Origin of the sequence: Amycolatopsis granulosa (assembly GCF_011758745.1) — a bacterium.
Classification (GTDB): Bacteria; Actinomycetota; Actinomycetes; order Mycobacteriales; family Pseudonocardiaceae; genus Amycolatopsis_E; species Amycolatopsis_E granulosa.
Window position 1 is genome coordinate 4,098,759 of sequence record NZ_JAANOV010000001.1, and the last position, 22,714, is coordinate 4,121,472.

General features: G+C 71.5%; 20 protein-coding genes. 8 read left to right on the forward strand and 12 right to left on the reverse strand.

Annotated elements, in window-relative coordinates; genetic code table 11:
* Nucleotides 1–44: 44 nt before the first annotated feature.
* Entirely contained in the window at nt 45–1,616 is a 1,572-nt protein-coding gene (locus FHX45_RS20175) for a beta-N-acetylhexosaminidase (RefSeq protein ID WP_167104280.1), read from the reverse strand.
* Nucleotides 1,617–1,869: 253 nt separating this feature from the next.
* Nucleotides 1,870–3,783 (reverse strand): acetate--CoA ligase, encoded by a 1,914-nt coding sequence (locus FHX45_RS20180; protein ID WP_167104283.1) that lies wholly within the window; start codon nt 3,781–3,783, stop codon nt 1,870–1,872.
* Nucleotides 3,784–4,482: 699 nt separating this feature from the next.
* Here FHX45_RS20180 and FHX45_RS20185 point away from each other — a divergent pair.
* Nucleotides 4,483–6,213 carry a protein kinase domain-containing protein gene (locus FHX45_RS20185; protein ID WP_167104286.1) on the forward strand — a complete coding sequence of 577 codons (1,731 nt, stop codon included), beginning with the start codon at nt 4,483–4,485 and terminating at the stop codon, nt 6,211–6,213.
* 23 nt (nt 6,214–6,236) lie between these two features.
* Here FHX45_RS20185 and FHX45_RS20190 read toward each other — a convergent pair whose 3' ends face one another.
* Together FHX45_RS20190 and FHX45_RS20195 are read right to left on the reverse strand one after the other, a co-directional pair.
* Nucleotides 6,237–6,884 carry a class I SAM-dependent DNA methyltransferase gene (locus tag FHX45_RS20190; RefSeq protein WP_167109243.1) on the reverse strand — a complete coding sequence of 216 codons (648 nt, stop codon included), beginning with the start codon at nt 6,882–6,884 and terminating at the stop codon, nt 6,237–6,239.
* Complete coding sequence (locus FHX45_RS20195) at nt 6,881–8,428, reverse strand: phospholipid carrier-dependent glycosyltransferase (protein WP_167104289.1); 1,548 nt, start codon at nt 8,426–8,428, stop codon at nt 6,881–6,883. Before FHX45_RS20195 ends, FHX45_RS20190 begins: the two co-directional genes overlap by 4 nt.
* Before the next feature lie 64 nt (nt 8,429–8,492).
* Between FHX45_RS20195 and rsmI the strand changes: the two genes are divergently transcribed.
* The 4 genes from rsmI (at nt 8,493) to FHX45_RS20215 (ending at nt 12,263) form a co-directional block, all read left to right on the forward strand.
* Complete coding sequence (gene rsmI, locus FHX45_RS20200) at nt 8,493–9,320, forward strand: 16S rRNA (cytidine(1402)-2'-O)-methyltransferase (RefSeq protein WP_167104292.1); 828 nt, start codon at nt 8,493–8,495, stop codon at nt 9,318–9,320.
* Between the two features lie 348 nt (nt 9,321–9,668).
* Nucleotides 9,669–10,268: a DUF1989 domain-containing protein gene (locus tag FHX45_RS20205; protein ID WP_167104295.1), complete on the forward strand. Its 600-nt coding sequence runs from the start codon at nt 9,669–9,671 to the stop codon at nt 10,266–10,268.
* A gap of 5 nt (nt 10,269–10,273) precedes the next feature.
* Nucleotides 10,274–10,876: a flavin reductase family protein gene (locus tag FHX45_RS20210; RefSeq protein WP_167104298.1), complete on the forward strand. Its 603-nt coding sequence runs from the start codon at nt 10,274–10,276 to the stop codon at nt 10,874–10,876.
* 37 nt (nt 10,877–10,913) lie between these two features.
* On the forward strand, nt 10,914–12,263 hold the full coding sequence (locus FHX45_RS20215) for an MFS transporter (protein WP_167104301.1): 1,350 nt from the start codon (nt 10,914–10,916) through the stop codon (nt 12,261–12,263).
* Between the two features lie 296 nt (nt 12,264–12,559).
* Here the strand turns inward: FHX45_RS20215 and FHX45_RS28470 are convergent, their stop codons facing one another.
* The 4 genes from FHX45_RS28470 to FHX45_RS20235 form a co-directional block, all read right to left on the reverse strand.
* Entirely contained in the window at nt 12,560–12,925 is a 366-nt protein-coding gene (locus FHX45_RS28470; protein ID WP_167104304.1) for an OsmC family protein, read from the reverse strand.
* A 150-nt stretch (nt 12,926–13,075) separates the two neighbouring features.
* Complete coding sequence (locus FHX45_RS20225; protein ID WP_243869153.1) at nt 13,076–13,309, reverse strand: hypothetical protein; 234 nt, start codon at nt 13,307–13,309, stop codon at nt 13,076–13,078.
* 367 nt (nt 13,310–13,676) lie between these two features.
* Nucleotides 13,677–14,867, reverse strand: a complete 1,191-nt coding sequence (locus FHX45_RS20230; RefSeq protein ID WP_424923840.1) for an aminodeoxychorismate synthase component I — start codon at nt 14,865–14,867, stop codon at nt 13,677–13,679.
* A 64-nt stretch (nt 14,868–14,931) separates the two neighbouring features.
* Nucleotides 14,932–15,597 carry a G1 family glutamic endopeptidase gene (locus FHX45_RS20235; RefSeq protein WP_167104307.1) on the reverse strand — a complete coding sequence of 222 codons (666 nt, stop codon included), beginning with the start codon at nt 15,595–15,597 and terminating at the stop codon, nt 14,932–14,934.
* 112 nt (nt 15,598–15,709) lie between these two features.
* Between FHX45_RS20235 and FHX45_RS20240 the strand changes: the two genes are divergently transcribed.
* A complete protein-coding gene (locus FHX45_RS20240) occupies nt 15,710–16,696 on the forward strand; it encodes a DUF4185 domain-containing protein (protein WP_167104310.1) in 987 nt (328 codons plus the stop codon).
* Here the strand turns inward: FHX45_RS20240 and FHX45_RS20245 are convergent.
* The 4 genes from FHX45_RS20245 to FHX45_RS20260 all read right to left on the reverse strand — a co-directional run bounded on the left by FHX45_RS20245 (nt 16,685) and on the right by FHX45_RS20260 (nt 19,909).
* Nucleotides 16,685–17,299 (reverse strand): GH25 family lysozyme, encoded by a 615-nt coding sequence (locus FHX45_RS20245; protein WP_167104313.1) that lies wholly within the window; start codon nt 17,297–17,299, stop codon nt 16,685–16,687. The genes FHX45_RS20240 and FHX45_RS20245 overlap by 12 nt on opposite strands.
* A gap of 176 nt (nt 17,300–17,475) precedes the next feature.
* The gene (locus tag FHX45_RS20250) at nt 17,476–18,243 is read right to left on the reverse strand and encodes an ABC transporter permease (protein WP_167104316.1); all 768 of its coding nucleotides are present in this window, start codon (nt 18,241–18,243) and stop codon (nt 17,476–17,478) included.
* Nucleotides 18,233–19,219, reverse strand: a complete 987-nt coding sequence (locus FHX45_RS20255; RefSeq protein WP_167104319.1) for an ATP-binding cassette domain-containing protein — start codon at nt 19,217–19,219, stop codon at nt 18,233–18,235. Before FHX45_RS20255 ends, FHX45_RS20250 begins: the two co-directional genes overlap by 11 nt.
* Before the next feature lie 84 nt (nt 19,220–19,303).
* Nucleotides 19,304–19,909 carry a helix-turn-helix transcriptional regulator gene (locus FHX45_RS20260; protein WP_167104322.1) on the reverse strand — a complete coding sequence of 202 codons (606 nt, stop codon included), beginning with the start codon at nt 19,907–19,909 and terminating at the stop codon, nt 19,304–19,306.
* A gap of 62 nt (nt 19,910–19,971) precedes the next feature.
* Between FHX45_RS20260 and metG the strand changes: the two genes are divergently transcribed.
* Both metG and FHX45_RS20270 read left to right on the forward strand, forming a co-directional pair.
* On the forward strand, nt 19,972–21,786 hold the full coding sequence (gene metG / locus FHX45_RS20265; protein ID WP_167104325.1) for a methionine--tRNA ligase: 1,815 nt from the start codon (nt 19,972–19,974) through the stop codon (nt 21,784–21,786).
* Nucleotides 21,779–22,609, forward strand: coding sequence for a TatD family hydrolase (locus FHX45_RS20270; RefSeq protein WP_167104328.1), 831 nt, complete (start codon nt 21,779–21,781; stop codon nt 22,607–22,609). The genes metG and FHX45_RS20270 overlap by 8 nt, the downstream gene beginning before the upstream one ends.
* The last annotated feature ends 105 nt before the right edge of the window (nt 22,610–22,714 follow it).

Genomic DNA, 22,714 nt, shown 5'->3' on the forward strand with positions numbered 1-22,714 from the left:
CGCCGCCCCCTCACGACGGGCCCACCTCGATGCCGGCCGGCAGGCTACTGCCAGTCGACCTGCGGGGAACGGTAGAAGTCGATCCCCTGGACCGCCCAGCGCGGCGCCTGCTGCGCCAGCCGCACGCGGTAGCCGGCCCAGTCGTGCGTCGTCCTCGGTGACCAGCCGATCTCCGCGATCCCGGGCAGGCGCGGGAAGGCCATGAACTCGATGGCGTCGCTGTCGGTCAGGGTCTCCGACCACAGCGGCGCCTCGACGCCGGCGACGGACGACTCGCCCACGCCCTGGACGGCGGTGGCCGGATCCCAGTCGTAGGAGTCGGCGACCTCGACGTACCCGGCCCAGTGCAGGCCGAGCGGGCTGTTCGCGTTGTACTGCATGTCCAGGTACGCCTTGTTCGCCGGGGACATCAGCACCTTGTTGCCCGCGGCGGCGGCCGCGGCGGTGGCGGCGTCCACGCCGTCGGTGTCCCAGAACTGCGGCACCGCCGACACCGGCGGATGGGCCTGCGCGATCTCGTGCCAGCCCTGCGCCAGTTTGCCGTGCTTCGCGACGATCGGCAGCACCTCGCCCATGAACTTCTGGTAGTCCCCGGGCGGCGTCGCGTGCGCCTCGTCGCCCCCGATGTCCAGGTACCGGCCGGGTGTCAGGGCGGCCAGCTCACCGATCACGTCGTCCAGGAACCGGTACGTGACGTCCTTGCCGACGCACAGCGAGCTGAACCCGACCTCGGTGCCGGTGTAGAGCGGCGGGGCGACGCCGTCGCAGTTCAGCTCCGGGTACGAGGCCAGGGCGGCGTTCGTGTGGCCCGGCATGTCGATCTCCGGGATCACGGTGATGTGCCGGGACGCGGCGTAGGCCACCAGCTCCCGGTACTGGTCCTGCGTGTAGTAGCCGCCCGGGCCGCCGCCGACCTCGGTGCTGCCGCCGTAGGTGGCCAGGCGGGGCCGGCTCTTGATCTCGATCCGCCAGCCCTGGTCGTCCGCCAGGTCCAGGTGCAGCCGGTTGATCTTGTACTGCGCGATCTGGTCGATGTAGCGCTCGACCTCGCCGACCGAGAAGAAGTGGCGGGCCACGTCGAGCATGGCGCCGCGGTAGGCGAACCGCGGATGGTCCACGATCCGGCCGCCCGGCACGACCCACGGGCCGCGGGCGACCGTGCGCGACTCGACCCGTGCGGGGAGCAGCTGGCGCAGCGTCTGCACACCGGCGAACAGGCCGTCGTCGCTGTTCGCGCGGATGGTGACGCCGCGCCGCGTGACGGTGAGCTGGTAGCCCTGGTCACCGGCCTCCGCGGTCGGGCCGAGCTCGAGCGCGATCGACGGCGCCGACGGAGCCGACCGCGTCACGGTGCGCTCCACGACCGGCAGCGGATACCCGGTGGACGGGCGGAGCAGGCCGGCGAGGTAGGCGGCGACCTGCCCGGCGCCGTCGCCTGCCTCGATCGCGGTGGCCGGGGTGAGCCGGAAGTCGTTCCGGGGATCGGCCTTCGCCGAAACCGGAACGGGAATCACGTCCGCCAGGGCGTGGGTGGCCGGCTGGCTCGCGGTGGCGGGCTGGGTGAGGGCCATGGTCAGCGCGGTGGCGCCGAGCAGCACGGCCAGGGATCTGAGCATGGATCACTCTCCGGGTCTCGGGAGCGGGTCACCTAAAGGTATAGACCAGTGCTCCCGGCCCGCGCAATGCTCCAGTCGGCGGCCGCCTGCTCCGGCCGGGTGAATCGGCCCGTTCGACTCGATCGGGTGGCGATCTTCCGGCCGGAGTCGGGTTTTTGTCGGCGGTCGCGGTTAGCGTGCCGGTATGAACTTCGGAAGTGCGCTAATCCGTCTCAAGTGGACATTCGGTGTCGTCGTCCGGCGCGTCCGCGGGTCAGGAGTCCCGCAGGATCGTGCGCAGGTTGTCGAGCACCGAGGGGTCCTCGATCGTCGACGGCACGGGCTCGTCGCGGCCCTCCGCGAGTCCGCGCATGGTCTTGCGGAGGATCTTGCCCGAGCGCGTCTTCGGCAACGCGTCCACAACGGACACTTGGCGGAACGCGGCCACCGGGCCGATGTCCCGCCGGACGGCCGCGACCAGTTCGGACCTGAGTTCTTCCTCGTCGACGTCCACACCGGACTTCAGCACCACCAGCCCGCGCGGCACCTGTCCCTTGAGCGCGTCCCGCACGCCGATCACCGCGCACTCGGCCACGGCGGGGTGCGCCGCCAGCACGGCCTCCATCGATCCGGTCGAGAGCCGGTGCCCGGCGACGTTGATGACGTCGTCGGTACGGCCCATCACGAACAGGTACCCGTCCTCGTCGAAGTACCCCGAGTCACCGGTGAGGTAGTAGCCCGCGTACCGGGACAGGTACGCCTCGACGTACCGCTCGTCGTCGCCCCACAGCGTGGGCAGGGTGCCCGGTGGCATCGGCAGCTTGAGGCAGATCGCGCCCTCCTGCCCGGCCGGCAGCGGCTCACCGGACTGGTCGAGGATCCGCACGTCGTAACCCGGCACCGGGACGGTCGCCGACCCCGGCTTGACCGGCATCGGCTCGAGCCCGCGCGGGTTCGCGGCGATCGGCCAGCCGGTCTCGGTCTGCCACCAATGGTCGATCACCGGCACGCCGAGCTTGTCCGCGGCCCAGTGCAGGGTCTCCGGGTCGAGCCGCTCGCCGGCCATGAACAGCGTCGAAAACGACGACAGGTCGTACTTCGCGAGTTCCGCGCCTTCCGGGTCGACCCGCTTGACGGCCCGCAGCGCGGTGGGGGCGGTGAACAACGCCTTCGCCCGGTGCTCGCTGATGACGCGCCAGAACGCGCCCGCGTCCGGCGTACCCACCGGTTTGCCCTCGTACATCATGGTCGTCGCGCCGATCAGCAGCGGCGCGTACACGATGTAGGAGTGGCCGACCACCCAGCCGACATCGGAGGCGGTCCACCAGACGTCGCCGGGCTGGATGTCGTAGATCGCGGTCATCGAGTAGGCCAGCGCGACCGCGTGCCCGCCGGTGTCCCGCACGACGCCCTTCGGTTTCCCGGTCGTGCCGGAGGTGTAGAGGATGTAGAGCGGGTCCGTCGCCGCCACGGGCACCGGGTCCACCGGGGCGGCGTCCGCGACCAGGTCCTGCCAGTCGACGTCCCGTTCGCCGAGCGCCGCGCGGGCCGCGTCACGCTGCAGCACCACGACCTTGTCCGGCTGGTGCGCGGTGCCGGCGAGCGCCTCGTCGATGATCGGCTTGTACTCGACCACCCGGCTCGGTTCGATGCCGCAGGACGCGGCGACGATCACCTTCGGTTTCGCGTCCTCGATGCGCGCGGCCAGCTCCTTGGGGGCGAACCCGCCGAACACCACCGAGTGCACCGCGCCGATGCGGGCGCAGGCCAGCATCGCCACCACCGCCTCGGGCACCATCGGCAGGTAGACGATCACCCGGTCGCCCTTGCCGACGCCGAGCGATCGCAGGGCCCCGGCGAACCGGGCGACCTCGTCGCGCAGCTGGGTATAGGTGTAGCTGCGTTTGCCGCCGGTCACCGGCGAGTCCCAGATCAACGCGGCCTGCTCGCCCCGGCCGCGTTCCACGTGCCGGTCCAGTGCGTTGTAGGCGGTGTTCAGCTCGCCGTCCGGGAACCACCGGTACAGCGGGGCCTGCGACGAGTCCAGCGCTCTGGACGGCTCACGCGTCCAGTCGATCGCCTTGGCGGCGGCCAGCCAGAACCCCTCCGGATCGGTCAGGCTGCGCTGGTATTCCTCCGCGTGACGGCCCATGGGACAGACCTCCTCGTCGTCGAGCTCGTGCCCCACATCATGGCTCAGAAAACGGCGGCGAGCAGCGGTCCTGCCCCCACCAATCCCAGCCACCCGCCCGGCTCTGGCGCTTCTGGTGCCGTCCCGCCGCGGCCGATCCGCCGGATTCTGGCCGGCACCGGTCTTGGCCGCCGCGCCGCGTCCAGTTCCGCCTCGGCGGCCCGCGGAAGCACCCGGCGCGCTCGCTCGCCTCGGCCGATCCGGCGGGCTCCGCACCGCGGCCTCGGCCACCGGCCCAGAATCCACCCGCGCCGGCCCGCGGCGCTGCGCCGTTCGGTCCGGCCACCGGACCGCCCGTCACCCCAGCGTCCCGCCGTGGGCCGCCCGGGTCCGACACCTCCCGGCGAGCAGCCTGGCCACGCGCCATCCGCCCGCTGCCGGGCGGTCGCAGGAAAGCCGGTCCGGGTCCCGCAACCCATCCCGGCCGGGGCTCCCGCCGGATGGGATCCTGCCCGTGCGCCGGCGCGGCGCACGCCGGGCGTGGTCCCCTACCCGCCCACCCGGCGCCCCCGCGCCGGGGCGCGAACCGGGAGCCCTGCGTGTCCGGTAGTCAGTCGCGGGAGGGCCATCCACCAGGCGCTTTCACTCGTCCGGGTGGGCTGGAACGCGACGGCAACCCGCCCGCCCCCTGGCGCGTCCATGGTGCGAATAGGGTGAGAGGCCAGAGGAAGACCCCGACCACGAAGGGACCCGGCGGTGAACGCGTTCGCGGACTGGCTGCTGTCCCTCGCGCATACCCTGCTCAATCTAGGCTTCTGCCCCGGGCCCTGGGTCTGGTCCACGGTGGCCGCGGGGGCGCTGACCGCCCTGTTCCCGGTGGCCGGCGCGGTCCTCGTCGCGCTGATGCGGAAGTTCACCGGCAACCGCTACGACACCGGCACGATCTCGGCGATCGGCGTGATCGCGTTCGTGTTCACGTTCGGGTTGCCGTGGCTGGCCTTCAACGGCATCTCGAGCACCTACCGCGCCGTCCGCGAGGGCACGTCGTCGACGATGTTGAAAGCCGACGACATCGCGACGATGAATCGCGAGTACTGCTCGCTCATCGGCCCCCAGAGCCACTACCTGGGCGGCGGTCAGAACATCTTCGAGACGATCTTCTACCCGTCGGGCAACGTGCTCGCCTACGGCTACTACCTGGGTGCGCTCGTCGGGTTGCCACTGGTCGCCCTGCTGTTCATGATCCTGCAGGCACGCACCGCGATGCGGCGGGGACCGAAGTGGCCGGGCCGCCTGCTGTGGGTCGGATTCGTGTTGTTCGTCGCGTTCTCGGTCGGTGTCTCGGCCAACGCGGCCGTGTTCCTGTGGCTCGGCTACCTGCCGGTCGCGATGCTCGGGATCATCCCGATCGCACTGGTCGGACCGCCCGCGTGGTCCGTGATCAACCGGCCCGAGCGGGAGCGCCCGGAGTCTCGGCCCGAGCCTCCGCCGCCGGTGCAGCCGCCCGCCCCGCCGCCCCAGCAGCAGCCGAAGCAGTACACCCCCACCACCGTCGCACCGGCGGTGCAGGAGCTGGCCGCGGCGCCCGGCCCGATGCCGACGCCGCCGGGTTCGACGGCCAACGGTGGCGGCCGGTACCGGCGGATCAAACGCCTCGGCCACGGCGGGTTCGGCACGGTCTGGCAGGCGGTGGACAACCAGCTCGGCCGCACGGTCGCGTTGAAGATCGCGCACGCGCCGGACCGGGACACCGAGGAGCGCATGCGCCGCGAGGCCCGGGCGCTGGCGATGGTCAACCACCCGAACTGCGTGCGGGTGTACGACCTGGTGGAGGAGCCGGACGGGCTCGCCCTGGTCATGGAGTACCTGGAAGGCCAGTCGCTGGCCACCGCGGTCGACACGATGGGCCCGCTCGACGACATCGCCGCGGGCCGCCTGTGGGCCACGATGGCCGGGGCGCTCGCCGCGGCCCACGAGAAGGGTGTGCTGCACCGCGACGTGAAGCCGTCGAACGTGATCCTGGACCCGCACGGCATCCCGCACCTGATCGACTTCGGCATCGCGCGCAGCCGCGGCGACTCGACGATGACCGCCACCGGCATGATGATCGGCACGCCGGACTTCGTCGCGCCCGAGCAGGCGGCCGGTGCGCCGGCTTCCCCGGCCTCGGATGCGTGGCAACTGGCGGCGACGGTGAGCTACGCATTGTCCGGCTACCCGCCGCGGGGCACCCGCGAGACGCCCATGGCCGCCCTGATGGCGGCGGCACGCGCGGAGCCGGTGTCACAGCTGCCGCAGCGCTCCGTGCACGCCCGCCTGCTGATCGCCTCGCTCGACAACGAACCCCGCCGCCGGCCGACGCTGCACACGGTCGTGCGCGAGGTGGAGGGTTTCCTGGCGCGGTCGGGCAAGTCGGCGGATGGCCCGGTCACCCGCATCGTGCCGCCCGTCGGCGGAACCACCAGGGCGATGCCGCCGCGCCGCTGACGCCGCACCCGGGGGTGGCGCCACTACCGATGTGGCAGGGCAGAACGCGGTGTGGTGCGCTTCCGGCCGAGCAGGATCGCCTGCGGGTGCTTCGCACCCTCCAGCTCGACCCGCGCGACGATGTCGAAACCAGCCCGTTTCAGCAGTCTCGCGATGTGGTCGGGCGGGAGCAGGTAAGCGTCGTAGTCCACCGGACGGCCGTAGGCCTTCTCGGGCTGCAACTGGGCGTTGCCGGCGTGGAAGCCGATCACCACGTGACCCGCGGGCGTCAGCGCGCGGGCGAAGCCGGTGAACACCGCGGGCAGGACGGCGGGCGGCACGTGGAAGATCGACCACCACGCGACGATCCCGCCCAGCCCACCCGCGGGCAGGTCGAGCGCCGTCATGGTGCCCACGTCGAACCGCAGGTACGGGTACGCGCGCCGGGCGACGGCGATCATCTTCGGGGACAGGTCGACACCGAAGGCGTCCACGCCGAGGCCGGCCAGGTGCGCCGTCACATGGCCCGGCCCGCAGCCCACGTCGGCCACCGGCCCGGTCACCAGCTCGGCGAAGGCGCCCAGCACGCCGCGGCCCACCGCATCAGCCGCGAACCGCGGGCGGACGAACTCGGCGTAGTCCTCCGCGACCCGGTCGTACGACTCCCGCGCGCGGTCCAGGTACCCGGTCATCGCCAGGACGGCAGCCACAGCTCCGCCTGCCAGCGGGCGCTGCTGATCGGGTCGCCGTTCAGGATCGGCCACAGCCAGGCGAAGTTCGCCACCACCAGGCCGACGTACAGCGCCACCACCAGCAGCCCGGTGCCGCGCCGTTCGAACCCGCGTTTCGCGCTGCCCAGGATCTGCCCCAGCGCCAGGGTCAGGCCGAGTGCCAGGAACGGCGCCATCGGCGTGGCGTAGAAGAAGTACATCTGCCGGTCGATGTTGGTGAACCAGGGCAGCAACCCGGCCAGATAGCCGACCAGCACGGCCGCGTACCGCCAGTCGAACCGGAACAGCCACCGCCACAGACCCCAGCCGAGCATCGGCAGCGCCAGCCACCACATCGCGGGCGTGCCGATCAGCATCGTCGCCTGAACGCAGTCCGAGCCGCCGCAGGTGCCGTTGCCGGACTCGTAGTAGTAGAGCATCGGCCGCAGCCCCATCGGCCACGTCCACGGCTTCGACTCCCACGGGTGCGGGTCGTTCTTGGGCGTGACCAGGGTTTCGTGGAAGTGCAGCACGTTCATCGAGTAGTCGCCCAGCGACCGCAGCGCTGGCGGCACCCAGCTCCAGAACCCGGGCGCGATGCCCTGGATCTCGACGTAGTGCCGATCGGTGGCGGACTCGCTCGCGAACCAGGCCCACCAGCTCCCCAGGTACATCAGCGCGGGGATGGCGAGGAGTGCCCACAGCGCGGGCAGCACGTCGCGGCGCATCGTCCCGAGCCACGGTCGCGGCACTCCCGCGGCCCGCCGCGCCGCGACGTCGAAGCCGACGCACAGCAGCCCGAAGAACGCCATGTAGTACAGGCCCGACCACTTCACCGCGAAGGTCAGGCCGAGGCACACGCCTGCCGCGAAGCGCCACCACCGGAAGCCCAGCCGTGGTCCCCACGGCGACTCGTCCGCCCAGCCCTGCGCCACCGCGACCGCCAGGCGCTGCCGCACCTGGTCGCGGTCGCACACCAGACAGGCGAACGCGGCCAGCGCGAACAGGGCGATGAAGATGTCCAGCATCCCCATCCGGGCCTGCAGGAACAGCACCCCGTCGCAGATCACGAGGATCCCGGCGATGCCGCCGAGCAGCGTGGACCGGGTGAGCCGGCGTGCGAGGCGGATCGTCAGCAGCACGATGAGCGTCCCCGCGAGCGCGGCGCTGAACCGCCAGCCCCAGCCGTCGTAGCCGAACGCCCACTCGCCGAGCGCGATGAGCTGTTTCGCCAGCGGCGGGTGCACCACGAGCTCGTAGCCCGCGTTGTCCTCGAACCAGCCGTTGCGCAGCATCTGCCACGCCTGCGGCACGTAGTGCTTCTCGTCGAAGACCGGGGTGCCCTTGTCGGTGGGGAAGCCGAGGTTCTGGAACCGGGTGACCGCCGCGACGAGCGTCAGGACGATCGTGACCACCCAGCCGCGCAGCCGGTCGTCCGGCATCGCCCGTCCGAGCAGGGTCGCGGCACGGTCCGTCGGCGGGCGGAGCGGGTCCACCTGGTCCGGGCGCGTCAGCAGAGCGGTCACGCGCCTGATCCTAGGGACCCACGGGTGAGGCCGGGATGCCCGCGCGGCTAATAGGGTGAGGGCCATGCCGCTCGTCCTCGCCGCGACCCCGCTCGGTGACTCCCGGGACGCCTCACCCCGCCTGGTCACCGCTCTCGCCGAGGCGGACGTGATCGCCGCCGAGGACACCCGGCGGCTGCGGTCGCTGGCCACCGCGCTGGACGTGACACCGCGCGGGCGGGTCGTCAGCTTCTACGAGGACGTCGAGACGGCGCGCCTGCCGAAGCTGCTGGAGGTGTTGCGCGCCGGGGAGACGGTCGTGCTGGTGACCGATGCCGGCATGCCCAGCGTGTCGGATCCGGGGTACCGGCTGGTCGCCGCGTGCGTGGAGGAGGACCTGCCGGTCACCTGCCTGCCCGGACCGTCCGCGGTGACGACGGCGCTGGCGCTGTCCGGGCTGCCCAGCGACCGGTTCTGCTTCGAGGGGTTCGCGCCGCGCAAGCCGGGGGAGAAGGGGCGCTGGTTCCGGGAGCTGGCGCACGAGCCGCGGACGGTCGTGTTCTTCGAGTCACCGCACCGGCTGGCCGCGACGCTGACCGAGGCCGCGGCGGCGCTGGGCGGCGAGCGGCGGGCGGCGGTGTGCCGGGAGCTGACGAAAACCTACGAGGAGGTCCGCCGCGGCACGCTGACCGAGCTGGTGGAGTGGGCGGTCGGCGGGGTGCGCGGCGAGATCACCGTGGTCCTGGCGGGTGCCCGGCCGCGCGCGGTGTCGCTGACGGATCTGGTGGCGGAGGTCTCGGCGCGGGTGGCCGCCGGGGAGCGGCTGAAGTCCGCGGCGGGGGAGGTCGCCGAGGCGGCCGGGGTGTCGAAGAAGGAGCTGTACGACGCGGTGCTGGCGGCGCGGCGCGCGTGACTGGTTCGGCCACGCCCGGGAGGCGGCCTGCGGTGCGCGGCTGAGGCCCGTGCCTGCGGGAGGCGGCTGCGGCGCTGGTGCTCGGCGCGCGCTCGGTACGGCCCGGCCGGAGTTCGTCGAGGCGGCTGGAGTGTGACGGGCGTGAGCGTCGTCGCTCTGGGTGGGTGGGCGGTGAGCGCGGCAAGCGCTGTGCCCCGAGGTTCCGGGGCGCACCCTCCGGCGTCCCCTGAAGCCGCTGACCAGCGCCGTTGACCTGTTCCGCGTCGGTGGTCCGCCGCTCTGTTGACTTGACCCTAACGTTTGGGTAAGAATCCTGCCAGTACCACCCAAACGTTTGTGGAGGCTCCGATGGACCTTGCCGCGCGCTCCGGTATCGCGATTCGCCTCTCGGCGGGGGAGCACCTCGTGGTGACGAACACGCACGGCCAGCAGGTGGTCGACACCTGGGCGTTGTCGGCGCGGGAACCGTCGCGGTTCCTGTCGGCATCCCACACCTGGATGCACACCGGCCGTCTGATGGTGCGTGCCGGCGACGACCTGGTCGACAACACCCGGCGGCCGCTGTTGTCGTTGTCGGAGGACACCAGCCTGGGCGACCACGATCTGCTCATCCCGAGCTGTGATCTGCCCCGCTACCGGCAGCTCGGGGTGCGGGAGTACCACGACAACTGCCACGACAACTTCTACGCGGCTCTGGCGGCGCTCGGCGTCCCGGCTCCGCAGTTCGTCCCGCAGCCGTTGAACCTGTTCATGCGGGTGCCGATCGCCGCCGACGGGGCGATCTCGATCGAGTCGCCGCGCGCTCGCGCGGGTGACCGGGTCCGGCTCACCGCGGTCGAGGACGTCGTCGTGGTGCTCTCCGCCTGCCCGCAGGACCTGGCGGCCACGAACGGCGTGGGACGCACCCCGACCGGTGTCGCCTACGACATCGTCGGGGCCACCGTGTGATGCCGATGATCCCCCTCGATCACCTCGATCCGGCGGAGCTCTTCGCGATGGTGTCGTGGACCATCGCACCCCGACCGATCGCCTGGGTCACGTCGGTGAGCCCGGCCGGCGACCACAACCTCGCCCCGTTCAGCTTCTTCACCATCGCATCGACCGATCCGCTCATCCTCATGATCGCGATCGAGCCGCGCGAGGACGGCAGCGTCAAGGACACGCTCGGCAACGTCCTGTCGACCCGGCAGTTCGTCGTGCACATCGCCGAGCTCGACCGCCTTCCCGAGGTCGCCCGGAGCGGCGACCCCAGCCCACCCGACTTCGACGAGCTGGCGGACCTGGCTCTGCCGACCAGCGCTGCCACGGTGGTGCGGCCGCCGGTCATCGACGGTTGCGCCGCGGTGTTCGAATGCGAGCTGCTGACCACCCACCGCCCGGGACTGGAGACCCTGGTCTTCGGGAGAGTCGTCGCCGCGCGGGTCGCCGAACACCTGATCAGCGGGTGCGGTCGCATCGACGTCGCGGCCCTGCGTCCCCTCGGCCGCATCGGCAACGTCTTCACCGCGAGCACCCTCCTCGAGCGGCCCGATCGCCCCGTCGGGACCGCGTGCTGACCCCGTCACCCCCACCCCTCAACGGAGAGGAACACTCATGGCCGGCCATGATGCCCAGTCCTTCATCGACCGCGCTCCGCTCACCCGGTTCCACCTGAAACTGACCCTGTTCTCGGCCGGTGGCCCCTTGCTCGACGGTTACGCGGTCACCATCATCGGGCTCGCGCTGCTGACGCTGGCCCCCGCGCTGCACCTCGACGCCACCCAAACCGGTCTCACCGCGGCCGCGGCCCTCGCCGGAATCCTCGTCGGCGGGCTGGTGTTCGGGCGCCTGACCGACCGCATCGGCCGCAAGGTCATGTACATCGCGAACCTCGTCGCGCTCAGCGCTGTCTCGATCCTCTGCGCGTTCGTCGTCGACGCCTGGCAACTGATCGCGCTCCGGTTCGTGCTCGGCATCATGATCGGCGCCGACTACCCCATCGCGAGCTCCCTGCTCGCGGAGTTCGTGCCCAGCCGGCACCGCGGCCGTCTTCTCGGGGCGCTGTTCGCCGCGTTCGGCGTCGGGGCCGCACTCGCAGCCGGGGCGGGCTGGGCGCTGTCGGCGCTCGGGCCGGATGCCTGGCGGTGGATGCTCGCCTCGCCCGCCGTCATCGGCGTGGTCACGCTCGTCCTGCGCCTGAACGCACCGGAATCACCGCGCTGGTTGCTCAACCACGGGCGGCGCGACGAAGCCGAACGCGTCGTCCGGAAGATCTGGGGTCCGGACGCGCGGGTGGACGAACTGCGCGAGCCCGAAAGCGCTCCCTCGACGGCGCTGCTGAACCGGCGCTCGGTGCGGCGCATGGCGTTCGTCAGCGCGTTCTTCATCGCCCACGTCGTCCCGCTCTTCGCTGTCTACAGCTTCGGGCCGACGCTGCTGCACCGGCTCGGCATCGGGACCGATTCGCCCTATCTGCCCGAGGTGATCATCGCGTTGCTGTTCGTGGTGGGCAGCGTGCCCGGGCTGTGGCTGGTGGACCGGATCGGGCGCATCCCGCTGCTGGTCGGCACGTTCGCGATCATGGTCGTCGTCTTCGCGTTCATCGCCTTGGCCCCGGCCGCTCCGCCCGGGTTGCTCTTCGCCGCGCTGGCGTTGTTCGCGATCGCCTCGGGCGCGTCGAACTTCATCGAGATCATCGTTCCCAACGAACTGTTCCCGACCTCGGTCCGGGCCACGGCCACCGGAATCGTCGTGGCGGTCAGCCGCATCGGCGCGGCCATCAGCACGTTCCTGCTCCCGACCGTGCTCGCCGGGTTGGGCACCAGCGCGGTCATGTGGTTCCTGGCGGCCGTCAACGCGGCGGGCCTGCTGGGCACGGTCGTGCTCGGGGAGGAGACGATGGGGCGTCCGCTCAGTGCGCTCCCGGCCGGTGCGCGACTTCCCGGGCGCGGCGGACGGGGGTAGCCGGTCAGCCGAGCAACGCCTCCAATGGCGCGGCCTTGTGCAGGCATTCCTGCCATTCGCTCTCCGCGGTGGAATCCGCCGTGACCGCGCCGGGGGAGCGTCCCCTTGATCGGCGTGGAGCGGACGCGGTCGCCGTGCCGGGCGAGGAACAGCTCGCGCGACAACGACACGACGCTGCCCCGTGGTCCCGTGCGGGTGTGTGACCGCGGGCGGTTGCGGCCAGCGCCCGGGGACGGGGTTGCGCGGTGGGTGAGCCGTAGCTCCCCCGCCGGGCGACGCGGCGGTGGTCCAGGCGGTCAGGCCGGTTCGAACGTCAGGGGCTTGCTCAGGGTGGAGCGCACCGGTGAGCACTCGATGCGCTTCACGACCGCGGGACGGAAAGCCTCCAGCGTCGACGGCAGGACGAGCTCGTACCGGAACCTCGTCGTCGACTCCTCGCGCTCCAGGTGCACCCGGACGGTCACGTCGGCGTCGGCGACGGCGACGCCGGCCTCGGCCAGCGCCATTCGCGCCGAGATGGTCATGCACGTGGCCAGCGACGCCTCCAGTAGTTCATGCGGCCGCATCCCCGTCGAACCGCCGACCCCCTCCTTGAGCGTGTCCGCGAGGCCGTCATTGCCGCCCGCCCGGAACCTGACCTGCCAGGGTGTCGGAAGCGCCACGGCTTCCACCATCGTTCTCGCCTCCCCAATGTTGGCCGACTCGCCGGAAGTCTAGCGGGAAGCCCACAACATGGGAATTCGAGTCCGATCACTGGGAATAGGTCTGGACAACTGGTGCGGCGCCGCCATCCGGTTCCAGGATCAGGGCAATCAGGGCCGGATTGCCGGCCCCCCACCGGTGAGCGCGCGGGCATCGAGGACGTCGAACCCGGTGTTGCGCCGGCCGTCGAGGAAGCGGGCGCGGACCCGGCGGAGGGCGTCGGAGGACAGGCCGGTGATGAAGCCGCGCATCGCCGAGCTGAGGTAGACCGTCCGGGTGCAGCGGCTGCAAAGAGCGGCGCCCGGCTTCGACGAACTGGCGGACCTGCGGCTGCCGACGAGCACGGCGTCTGGTGCAGCCGCCGGTCATCGAACGGCTGCGCTGCGGTGTTCGAATGCGAGCGTGTCGCCGAACCCCTGCTCAGCGGAGGCGGTCGCGTCGACACCGAGGCCCTCCGTCCATTCGGCCGCATCGGCCTCGCCTTCACCGCAAGCAACCTGCGAACGGGCCCGATCTCCCCGTCACGACGGCGTGCGCCGTCCACCCACCCCTCAACGGAGAGGAACGTCCACGGCCGGCCTCGGGTTGGGCACCAGCGCGGTCATGTGGTTCCTGGCGGCCGGGCCTGCTGGGCACGGTCGTGCTCGGGGAGGAGACGCGCGCTCCGGGCCGGTGCGCGACTTCCCGGGCGCGGCGGACGGGGGTAGCCGGTCAGCCGAGCAACGCCTCCAGCGGTGCGGCCTTGTGCAGGCATTCCTGCCATTCGCTCTCCGCGGTGGAATCCGCCGTGACCGCGCCGCCGACGCCGAGCGCGATGCGGTCTCCGTGCAGCTCGAAGGTGCGGATCGCGACGTTGAGCTCCAGCCCGGCCACCGGTGACGCCAGGCCGACCGCGCCCGTGTACACCCCGCGCGGGCGCGGTTCCAGCTCCGCGATCAGCTCCAGCGCCCGGATCTTCGGCGCACCGGTGACCGAGCCGGGCGGGAACGTCGCGGCCAGCAACTCGGCGTCGGAGGTGACCACCCGCCCCGCCACCGTCGACTCCAGGTGCCAGACCCCGGGCGCCGGCCGGACGCGCAGCAGCTCGGGCACCCGCACGCTGCCCACGGCGCACACCCGGCCCAGGTCGTTGCGCACGAGGTCGGTGATCATCACGTTCTCGGCGACGTCCTTGACCGACTCGCGCAGCCGCCGGGCCAGCACGTCGTCCGCCGGGCCGCGCCGGGGGAGCGTCCCCTTGATCGGCGTCGACCGGACCCGGTCGCCGTGCCGGGCGAGGAACAGCTCCGGTGACAACGACACCACGCTGCCCCACCCGCCGGTGAGGAACGCCGCCCGGCGCGGCTGCAGGCGCCGCACCCCGGCCGCGAACAACGCCGCCGGGGAACCGTCGAACGAGCCCTCGAACCGGGTGCAGATGTTGGCCTGGAACAGTTCTCCCGCCTCGATCGCGTGCACGCACGCCTTGACCGCGTCGGCGTGCTCGGCCGGAAGGGGCCGGTGCAACGGCCCCGCCCGCCAGCTCAGGGACGGTGCCGGCCGGGTCACCAGCTCGGCGAACTCCGCCGCCCGGTCGTCGCCGAGCGATTCGAACCACCACCAGCCGTCGGCGTCCAGCCGGAGCACGTGGTCGGCCCATCCCCACACCGCGGGCGGCAGCGGGGTGCGCCGCCCGGACGGATCGGTCAGGTCGTAGGACAGGTAGCCGAACCAGCCGCCGCCGACCGTGCCCGGCGGCGCGTCGACGCGGGGACAGCGGTCCGGTACCGAGAACGCGTCGGACGACGGCTCCAGGCGGACCTCCGGCGCCAGGACGGCCCGCGAGCCGAACCAGTCGCCGCACAGCCCGGCCGCCGTGCCCAGGCCCCGCCGACGGGCACGCTCGTCGAGCAGCAGCAGCACCTCGTCCGGTGTTCCGCCCCGGCCCAGTCTCGTCCGCGTGACCTGCACCGGGACATTATCGGTGTCAGTGCCGGGTCACCGTGAACGCGGTGCCGTCGGCGGAGATGGCGCTGGGCGACCAGGTGTAGGTCCCGCGGTCGTCCGCGTCGAGCCGGGTGGGGCCGGTGTCGGCGAGGTCGGTGCCGTTGAACCGCACGCCGGTGAACTGCACCCCGCCGGGGATGGTGGGGTAGGAGTCGGTGGGGGACTCGATGACCGCCTCGGCGGACGAGTGCTGCGAGCTGAGCGTCCTGGTGGCCGTCTGCGTCCAGCCACGCGTGGTGTCGCTGAGGTCGAGGCGGTAGGTGTTGGGGCCGGTGCGGGTCACGGTGGCGGTGATGTGGTCACCGGCGGAGACCGCGTTGGCGAAGTAGACCGGGGGCGACGGGTACATCTCGTACCAGGCCCGGTAGACGGGCCGGCCGCTGGAGCAGTCGGTCGAGACGCCGGTCTGCTCGACGGTCGGTGAGCCGTCCCCGTCGATGCCGACCCACGGTGCGAACAGGTCCTTGGTGGAGGTGCAGGTCACCGACGGCTCCACCCAGGTGGCGGTGGCCGAGGTGAAGCTGCCGACGCTGACGTAACCACCCCAGTTGCCCCCCGGGAAGTCCAGGGCGCCGAACGTGGGCGCGGTCGCCGTGGGAGCGGTGAGGGCGGAGAGGACGAGGACGGCGACGAGGGCGCGTTTCATGGTTCGAGTATCGGAGGTGGGAAAATCCCGCACCAGCGACTTCCGCCGCCAAGGGGTCGCCCAAGGTGGTGGCAAGCTGCGGTGACGCGGCGTCGCACCTAGCGTCGGGGGCATGGTTCGGGTCATCGGGACGGAGCGGATCGCCAAGATCACCGGCGCCGATTCGATCAACCGCACGGATCGGTTCGCCATTCACGGCACCGATCTCGGCATCCTGTGGGACGGCGGGGACGGCCGCGTGTTCGTGTTGTTCGGGGACACCTTCGGCGAGGGCTGGGGCGGCGACGGTGGCGGCCCGGACAGCGCGGACTGGCGCAGCAACGTCCTCGCGTTCTCGACCACGAGGGACCTGGCGTCCGGCCTGACGTTCGACGGTGTCGTCGCCCGGCCGGACGGCACTGCGGCCCAGGTCATCGCCCGGGACGACCGGCCGGACGAGGTAACCGTCATCCCGAACTCGGGCCTGGCGGTGGGCGGGCTGCAGGTCGCGCACTACATGTCGGTGCGGCAGTGGGGTCCGCCGGGGAAGTGGACCACGAACTACTCGGGACTGGCGGTTTCCGACGACGGCGGCCGCACCTGGGCGAAACCGTGGAGCGCGCGCTGGATCAACCGCGCGGAGCGGGACGACCCGTTCCAGATGGGCGCGCTGGCCCGTGAGGGTGACCACGTCTACCTCTTCGGCACCACCAACGGGCGGCACGGTCCCGCGTACCTCGCCCGCACCGTGATCCCGTACCTGCTCGACGCGTCCTCCTACGAGTACTTCGACGGCCGCGGCTGGGTGCGCGACGAGTTCGCCGCCGCGCCCGTCCTGCCCGGGCCGGTCGGGGAGCTCTCCGTCGCCTACGACGTCCACCTCGGACAGTGGCTCGCCCTGCACCTGGACGACCCCGGCGGCGCCATCCTGCTGCACTCCGCCGACCGCCTGCCCGGGCCCTGGTCACCGGGCGTGGTCGCGGTGCCCGGGCACCAGTACCCCGGGCTCTACGGCGGGTACCTGCACCCGTGGGCGCTGGACGGACCGGACATCTACTACCTGATGTCGCAGTGGGGCCCGTACAACGTGTTCCTCATGCGCAGCAGGCTAGAGCAGTAGGTCGGCGAGGGTGAACGGGTAGACCAGGGCGTCCATCCCGATGGGGCCGGACACGCCGGGCATCGGCGGCACCGAGCTGTGTTCGTGCAGGGCCAGGCGCGGGTGGAACCAGCCAGGCCGGCCGGGGATGTCGTTGTGCCGCGCCACCCACAGCACGACCTCGCGATCGGCCCACTTCTCCGGGTGCAGCCGGCGCAGCCAGAGCCCGTAGTCGGCGTACACGACGACCCGTTCGATCCCGGCGGTCTGCCGCACGGTCTTGATCCACGCCCGCACGAACCGGTCGTCGATGCCTTCCGCCTCGACCTCCAGCGTGGGTGCGAGCGAGCCCGGTCCGAACACGCCGAGCCCGCGCCCGGCCCGGACGCACAGTTCCGCCTGGTCGTGCGGCGCGCCCGGGCGCGCATAGTGGCGGATGCCGGTGCGGATACCCGCCTGCTGCGCGGCCTCGATCTGCTTGCCCGCGCCGTGGTCGAGCCAGTTCGTGTTCTCGGTGACGGTGATGGAGGCGAACGAGACGGCGCCGGCGCGGACCGCGTCCCAGTCCGCCACCGTCGCGTGCAGCGCGAGGTTGATCCCGCGCTCGGTGCTGCCCTCGGTCACGCCGCCGCCCTGTTCCCGAACTCCTCGCAAGAAACCGTGTGGTCACCATAAGCGCGAAGAGCCCCGGTCGCCGGATCGACGCACCACCCGAAAGCGGTGTGACCCACGCCAACCGGACCCGCCGCCCGCGGCGGTGAGGACGCGGGCGGCGGTCGGGGGCCGGTCCATTGTGGAGGTCAGGCGTTCTCCTTCTGGAAGGTGCGGGTGCCCCAGAAGACCGCGAGCACGGCCATCACCACCAGGATGATCGACCCGGTCGCCAGTGCGTCCATCGTGAGGTCACCGCGGAACGCGGCCCGTTCGGCGTCGACGACGTGGGTGAACGGGTTGATCCGGGAAATGGTGAACAGCCAGTTCGGGGCCAGGATGCTGGTGATCGGCAGCAGGATGCCGGACAGCAGCAGCACCGGCATCAGCACGGCGTTGAGCAGGGCCGGGAACGCCTGCTCGCTCTTCAGCGTCAGCGCCACCGCGTACGAGGCGGACGCGAGCGTGGCCGCGACCAGTCCGACGATCACCAGGCTCAGCAGCACCCCGCCCAGTGGTGCGTCCAGTCCGAACGCCACGTAGGCCAGCACCGTGATCAGCGCGGCCTGGAAGACCGCCTGGATCACGTTGTTCGCGACCTTGCCCAGCAGCAGCCCGGCCCGGCTGGCCGGCGTGACCCGCAACCGCTCCAGCACCCCGCTGCGGAAGTCCATGAGCAGCGAGAACCCGGCGAACGAGGAGCTGAACAGCGCCAGCTGGACGATCAGCGCCGGTGTCAGGATGGTCCAGCTGCTGCCCGGCGGGAACCCCGGCGTGCTGCTGACCACCTTCTCCATCAGCGGACCGAACAGCACCAGGTAGAGCACCGGCTGCATGATGCCGATCATGACCCAGGCGGGGTTGCGCATGGACAGCGTCCAGTCCCGCTTGAAGATCAGCCAGGTGTCACGCAACATGGGCGGCCTCCGGGTGGTGCTGGGTCTGTTCGGCGTCCCGCAGGGACCGGCCGGTGAGCGTGAGGAACACGTCGTCCAGCGTCGGCCGGTGCACCTGCATCGAGGTCATCGCGATGCCGTCGGCGTCCAGCCGGCGCAGCAGCTCCGGCAGCACGGTGTCCCCGCGCGGCACGCGGAAGCGCACCACGCCCTCACCGGTGGTCACCTCGTGCGCGCCGTCGAGGCGCCCGGCGACCTCCGCCGCGGCCACCACGAACTCCGGGGCGACGCCGATCGTGACGCCGTCCCCGGACACGCGCGCCTTGAGCGAGTCCGGTGACCCCTCGGCCACGATCCGCCCGTTGTCGATCACCAGGATCCGGTCGCACAGCGAGTCGGCCTCGTCCAGGTAGTGCGTGGTGAGGAACAGCGTGACGCCGTGGTCGGCGCGCAGCCGCCGGATGTGTTCCCACAGGTTGGCCCGGCTCTGCGGGTCCAGGCCGGTGGTCGGTTCGTCGAAGAAGATCAGCTTCGGGTCGTGGATCAGGCTGAGCGCGATGTCCAGCCGCCTGCGCTGACCGCCGGACAGTGTCTTGGTCAGCCGCTGGTCCAGGTTTTCGAGGTCGAGCTGGGCGATCAGGTCCCGGCCGCGGCTGTGCGCGTCGGCCTTGCTCATCCCGTAGAGCCGCCCCTGGAGCTCGATCTCCTCCAGCACCTTCAACTCCGGGGTCACGCCGCCGCCCTGGGCGACGTACCCGATCTGCCGCCGCACACCCACCGGGTCGGCGAGCAGGTCGCGCCCGGCGACCTGCGCCTCGCCGGCGGTCGGTCGCAGGAGCGTGGTCAGCATGCGCAGGGTCGTGGTCTTGCCCGCGCCGTTGGGGCCGAGGAAACCGACGAGCTCGCCCTCGGCGACGTCGATGTCGACCCCCTTCACCGCCTCCACGCTGTGGCCGCGCGCGGTGAAGGTCCGCGCGAGGCCGCGTGCCTTGATCATGCACATCCCCCTTGGCTCAGTAGTCAAATTTGACTAGTGACAGCGGGCACTCTGCCTCAACTATCGCCCGCTAGTCAAATTTGATTACTTGATCTCGGGGGGTGCGCCGAAGTGGTGCCCGGGGTCGTCCGCCATCACGTACGCGCCCTCTTCCAGGCGCTTGATCAGCCCGCGCAGCCACTCGGTGGTGGCCTCGACGTTCACGCCCCACAACCGGTACAGCTCGCTCACGTGGGCCGGGTTCGCCCAGGACGACGTGCCCTCCAGGGTGTCCCGGACCAGGCCGAGCTCGCTCTCCAGGCGGGCGAGCCGCTGGCGCAGCAAGGACACCGCCCGCTCCCGCGGCAGGCAGGGCAGGAAGGTCAGCGCGGCGGCGAAGGCGAAGGCGTTCTGCGCGCCGTCCGCCTCGGTGTCGGCGATCATCTCGGCGAGCCCGGCCTGGAACTCGGCCTCGCCGGACGCGGTCAACCGGTAGGCGACGCGGTCCGGGCCCCGCCCCTCCGGTTCGTCCGCCGCGGCCTCCAGCAGGCCCTCGGCCGCCATCTTCTTCAGCGCGTGGTAGATCGACCCCGGCTGGACGTTGGCCCACCGGTCGGCCGACCAGGTCAGCAGCTCACGCCGCACCTGATAGCCGTGCGCCTTGCCGTACATCCGTACGACGCCGAGCACCAGCAGCCGCGTGGGCGACACCGGACCTCCTTAAGCCTTCCCAGGTAACAATGCACGAGACGGCATCCGTACGCTAAACAGGCATGAGCATCCCTGTGTTGACGGCGGTGGCCTGGCCTTATGCCAACGGGCCCCGTCACATCGGCCACGTCTCCGGATTCGGCGTCCCGTCGGACGTGTTCTCGCGCTACCAGCGAATGGCCGGCAACCGGGTGCTCATGGTCTCCGGCACCGACGAGCACGGCACCCCGATCACGGTGCAGGCGGACAAGGAGGGCCTGACCTCCCAGCAGACCGCCGACAAGTACACCCGCCAGATCGGCCAGGACCTGCAGGGCCTCGGGCTGACCTACGACCTGTTCACCCGCACCAGCACCGGCAACCACGCCGAGGTCACGCAGCAGATCTTCCTCGCGCTGCACCGCAACGGCTACGTCGTGCCCAAGACGACCACCGGCGCGATCAGCCCGTCCACCGGCCGGACGCTGCCGGACCGCTACATCGAGGGCACCTGCCCGATCTGCGGGTACGACGGCGCGCGCGGCGACCAGTGCGACAACTGCGGCAACCAGCTCGACGCGGCCGAGCTGATCAACCCGCGGTCGCGGATCAACGGCGAGAAGCCGAAGTTCGTCGAGACCGAGCACCTGTTCCTCGACCTGCCGGCGTTCACCGAGAGCCTCGGCAAGTGGCTGGCCACGAAGACCGACTGGCGGCCCAACGTCGTCAACTTCACCAAGAACCTGCTCGACGACATGCGGCCCCGGCCGATCACGCGCGACCTGGACTGGGGCGTGAAGATCCCGCTGGACGGGTGGCGCGACCAGCCGATGAAGCGGTTCTACGTGTGGTTCGACGCGGTGATCGGCTACTTCTCGGCCAGTGTGGAGTGGGCGCGCCGCAGCGGCGACCCGGACGCGTGGCAGGAGTTCTGGAACAACCCGGACGCGCGCGGCTACTACTTCATGGGCAAGGACAACATCACCTTCCACGCCCAGATCTGGCCCGCGTTGCTGCTGGGTCACAACGCCGCCGGCGACCGTGTTGCTCCCGGCGGCCGGGTCGGCCCGTACGGCAGGCTCAACCTGCCGGACGAGATCGTCTCCAGCGAGTTCCTGACCATGAGCGGGTCGAAGTTCTCCACCTCGCGCGGCACGGTCATCTACGTCAACGACTTCCTGCGTGAGTTCGGCCCGGACACCCTGCGCTACTTCATCGCGGTGGCCGGCCCGGAGACCCAGGACACCGACTTCACCTGGGACGAGTTCGTCCGCCGGACCAACTTCGAGCTGGCCAACGAGTGGGGCAACCTGGTCAACCGGTCGATCTCGATGGCGCACAAGAACAACGGCGCCATCCCGCCGCCCACCAAGCCGGCCCCGGCCGACGAGGAGCTGAAGGCGTTGTCCCGCAAGGCGTTTGAGACCGTGGGCGGGCATCTGCAGCGGTCGCGGTTCAAGCTGGCCGCCACCGAGGCGATGCGCGTGGTGTCGGCGGCCAACCGGTACCTGTCCGACCAGGAGCCGTGGAAGCTCAAGGACGACGCCGAAGCTACCGCGCGGCGGGACGCTGTCCTCCACACCGCGCTGCAGGTCGTGTCGGACGCGAACACGCTGCTCACCCCGTTCCTGCCGCACTCGGCGCAGCAGGTGCACGAGGCGCTGGGCGGCACCGGTGTGTGGGCGGCGCAGCCGGAGCTCAAGGAGGTCGAGGACCTCGACATCCCGGGCCGGATCAACCCGATCCTCACCGGCGACTACGCGGCCGAGCAGGCGCGCTGGGAGTCGATCCCGATCGAGGTCGGCCGTCCGCTGGCCAAGCCGACGCCGCTGTTCGCCAAGCTCGACCCGAAGCTGGGCGAGACCGGCCCGGAGTGGGCCCCGATCGCCGGTGGGTGAGAAGGAACGGCCACCGGTACCGGAGCGCCTGCCGGTGCCGGTGGTCGACGCGCACACGCACCTGGACGCCTGTGGCGCGGTCACGGCGGCCGACGTGGCCGTGCTGGCGGACCGCGCCGAGGCTGCCGGGGTGACCCGCATGGTGACCGTCGCCGACGACCTGGCGGCCGCGCGATGGGCCGCGCAGGCGTCCATTTGGGACGACCGGGTGTGGGCGGCGGTCGCCATCCATCCCACGCGTACCAAGGACTTCGGCGACCCCGAACGGTCCGAAGTAGAGCGTCTGGCGCGGCAGGAACGAGTGGTCGCGGTTGGTGAGACCGGTCTGGACTACTACTGGGACTACTCGCCGCCGGACGCGCAGCAGGAGGCGTTCCGGTGGCACATCGACCTCGCCAAGCGCGTGGGCAAGCCGCTGATGATCCACGACCGGGACGCGCACTCCGACGTCCTGCGGATCCTGGACGAGGAGGGCGCGCCGGACACGGTGGTGTTCCACTGCTTCTCCGGGGACGAGGACATCGCCCGCCGCTGCGTGGACGCCGGGTACGTGCTGTCGTTCGCCGGGACGGTCACGTTCCGCAACGCGCGGGCGTTGCAGGCGGCGGCGAAGCTGGTGCCGTCCGGGCAGTTCCTCGTCGAGACCGACGCTCCGTTCCTGACGCCGCACCCGTTCCGCGGGCGGCCGAACGAGCCGTACTGCACGGCCTACACGGCCCGGTTCCTCGCCGAGCTCCGTTCGGAGGACCTGGCCGGACTCTGTTCGGCGGTATCGGCTACGGCGGAGCGGGTCTTCCGGCTGCCCTCCGTCACCCCGGGCTGAACGGACTGCGACATTCGGGGACGGCAACCCACCGCTCGGCGGAGTGACGAAGGACACGTGATTCCCCCCGGTGTTTGCGCAACCCGCCGGGGTTCGTTATGGTCC

What these genes read in the sequence shown, in the direction of transcription:
- FHX45_RS20175 (WP_167104280.1), bottom strand. Translation starts at nt 1,616, where the DNA reads ATGCTCAGATCCCTGGCCGTGCTGCTCGGCGCCACCGCGCTGACCATG.
- FHX45_RS20190 (WP_167109243.1), bottom strand. Translation starts at nt 6,884, where the DNA reads ATGACCGGGTACCTGGACCGCGCGCGGGAGTCGTACGACCGGGTCGCG.
- rsmI (WP_167104292.1), top strand. Translation starts at nt 8,493, where the DNA reads ATGCCGCTCGTCCTCGCCGCGACCCCGCTCGGTGACTCCCGGGACGCC.
- FHX45_RS20205 (WP_167104295.1), top strand. Translation starts at nt 9,669, where the DNA reads ATGGACCTTGCCGCGCGCTCCGGTATCGCGATTCGCCTCTCGGCGGGG.
- FHX45_RS20210 (WP_167104298.1), top strand. Translation starts at nt 10,274, where the DNA reads ATGATCCCCCTCGATCACCTCGATCCGGCGGAGCTCTTCGCGATGGTG.
- FHX45_RS20215 (WP_167104301.1), top strand. Translation starts at nt 10,914, where the DNA reads ATGGCCGGCCATGATGCCCAGTCCTTCATCGACCGCGCTCCGCTCACC.
- FHX45_RS20235 (WP_167104307.1), bottom strand. Translation starts at nt 15,597, where the DNA reads ATGAAACGCGCCCTCGTCGCCGTCCTCGTCCTCTCCGCCCTCACCGCT.
- FHX45_RS20240 (WP_167104310.1), top strand. Translation starts at nt 15,710, where the DNA reads ATGGTTCGGGTCATCGGGACGGAGCGGATCGCCAAGATCACCGGCGCC.
- FHX45_RS20250 (WP_167104316.1), bottom strand. Translation starts at nt 18,243, where the DNA reads ATGTTGCGTGACACCTGGCTGATCTTCAAGCGGGACTGGACGCTGTCC.
- FHX45_RS20255 (WP_167104319.1), bottom strand. Translation starts at nt 19,219, where the DNA reads ATGATCAAGGCACGCGGCCTCGCGCGGACCTTCACCGCGCGCGGCCAC.
- metG (WP_167104325.1), top strand. Translation starts at nt 19,972, where the DNA reads ATGAGCATCCCTGTGTTGACGGCGGTGGCCTGGCCTTATGCCAACGGG.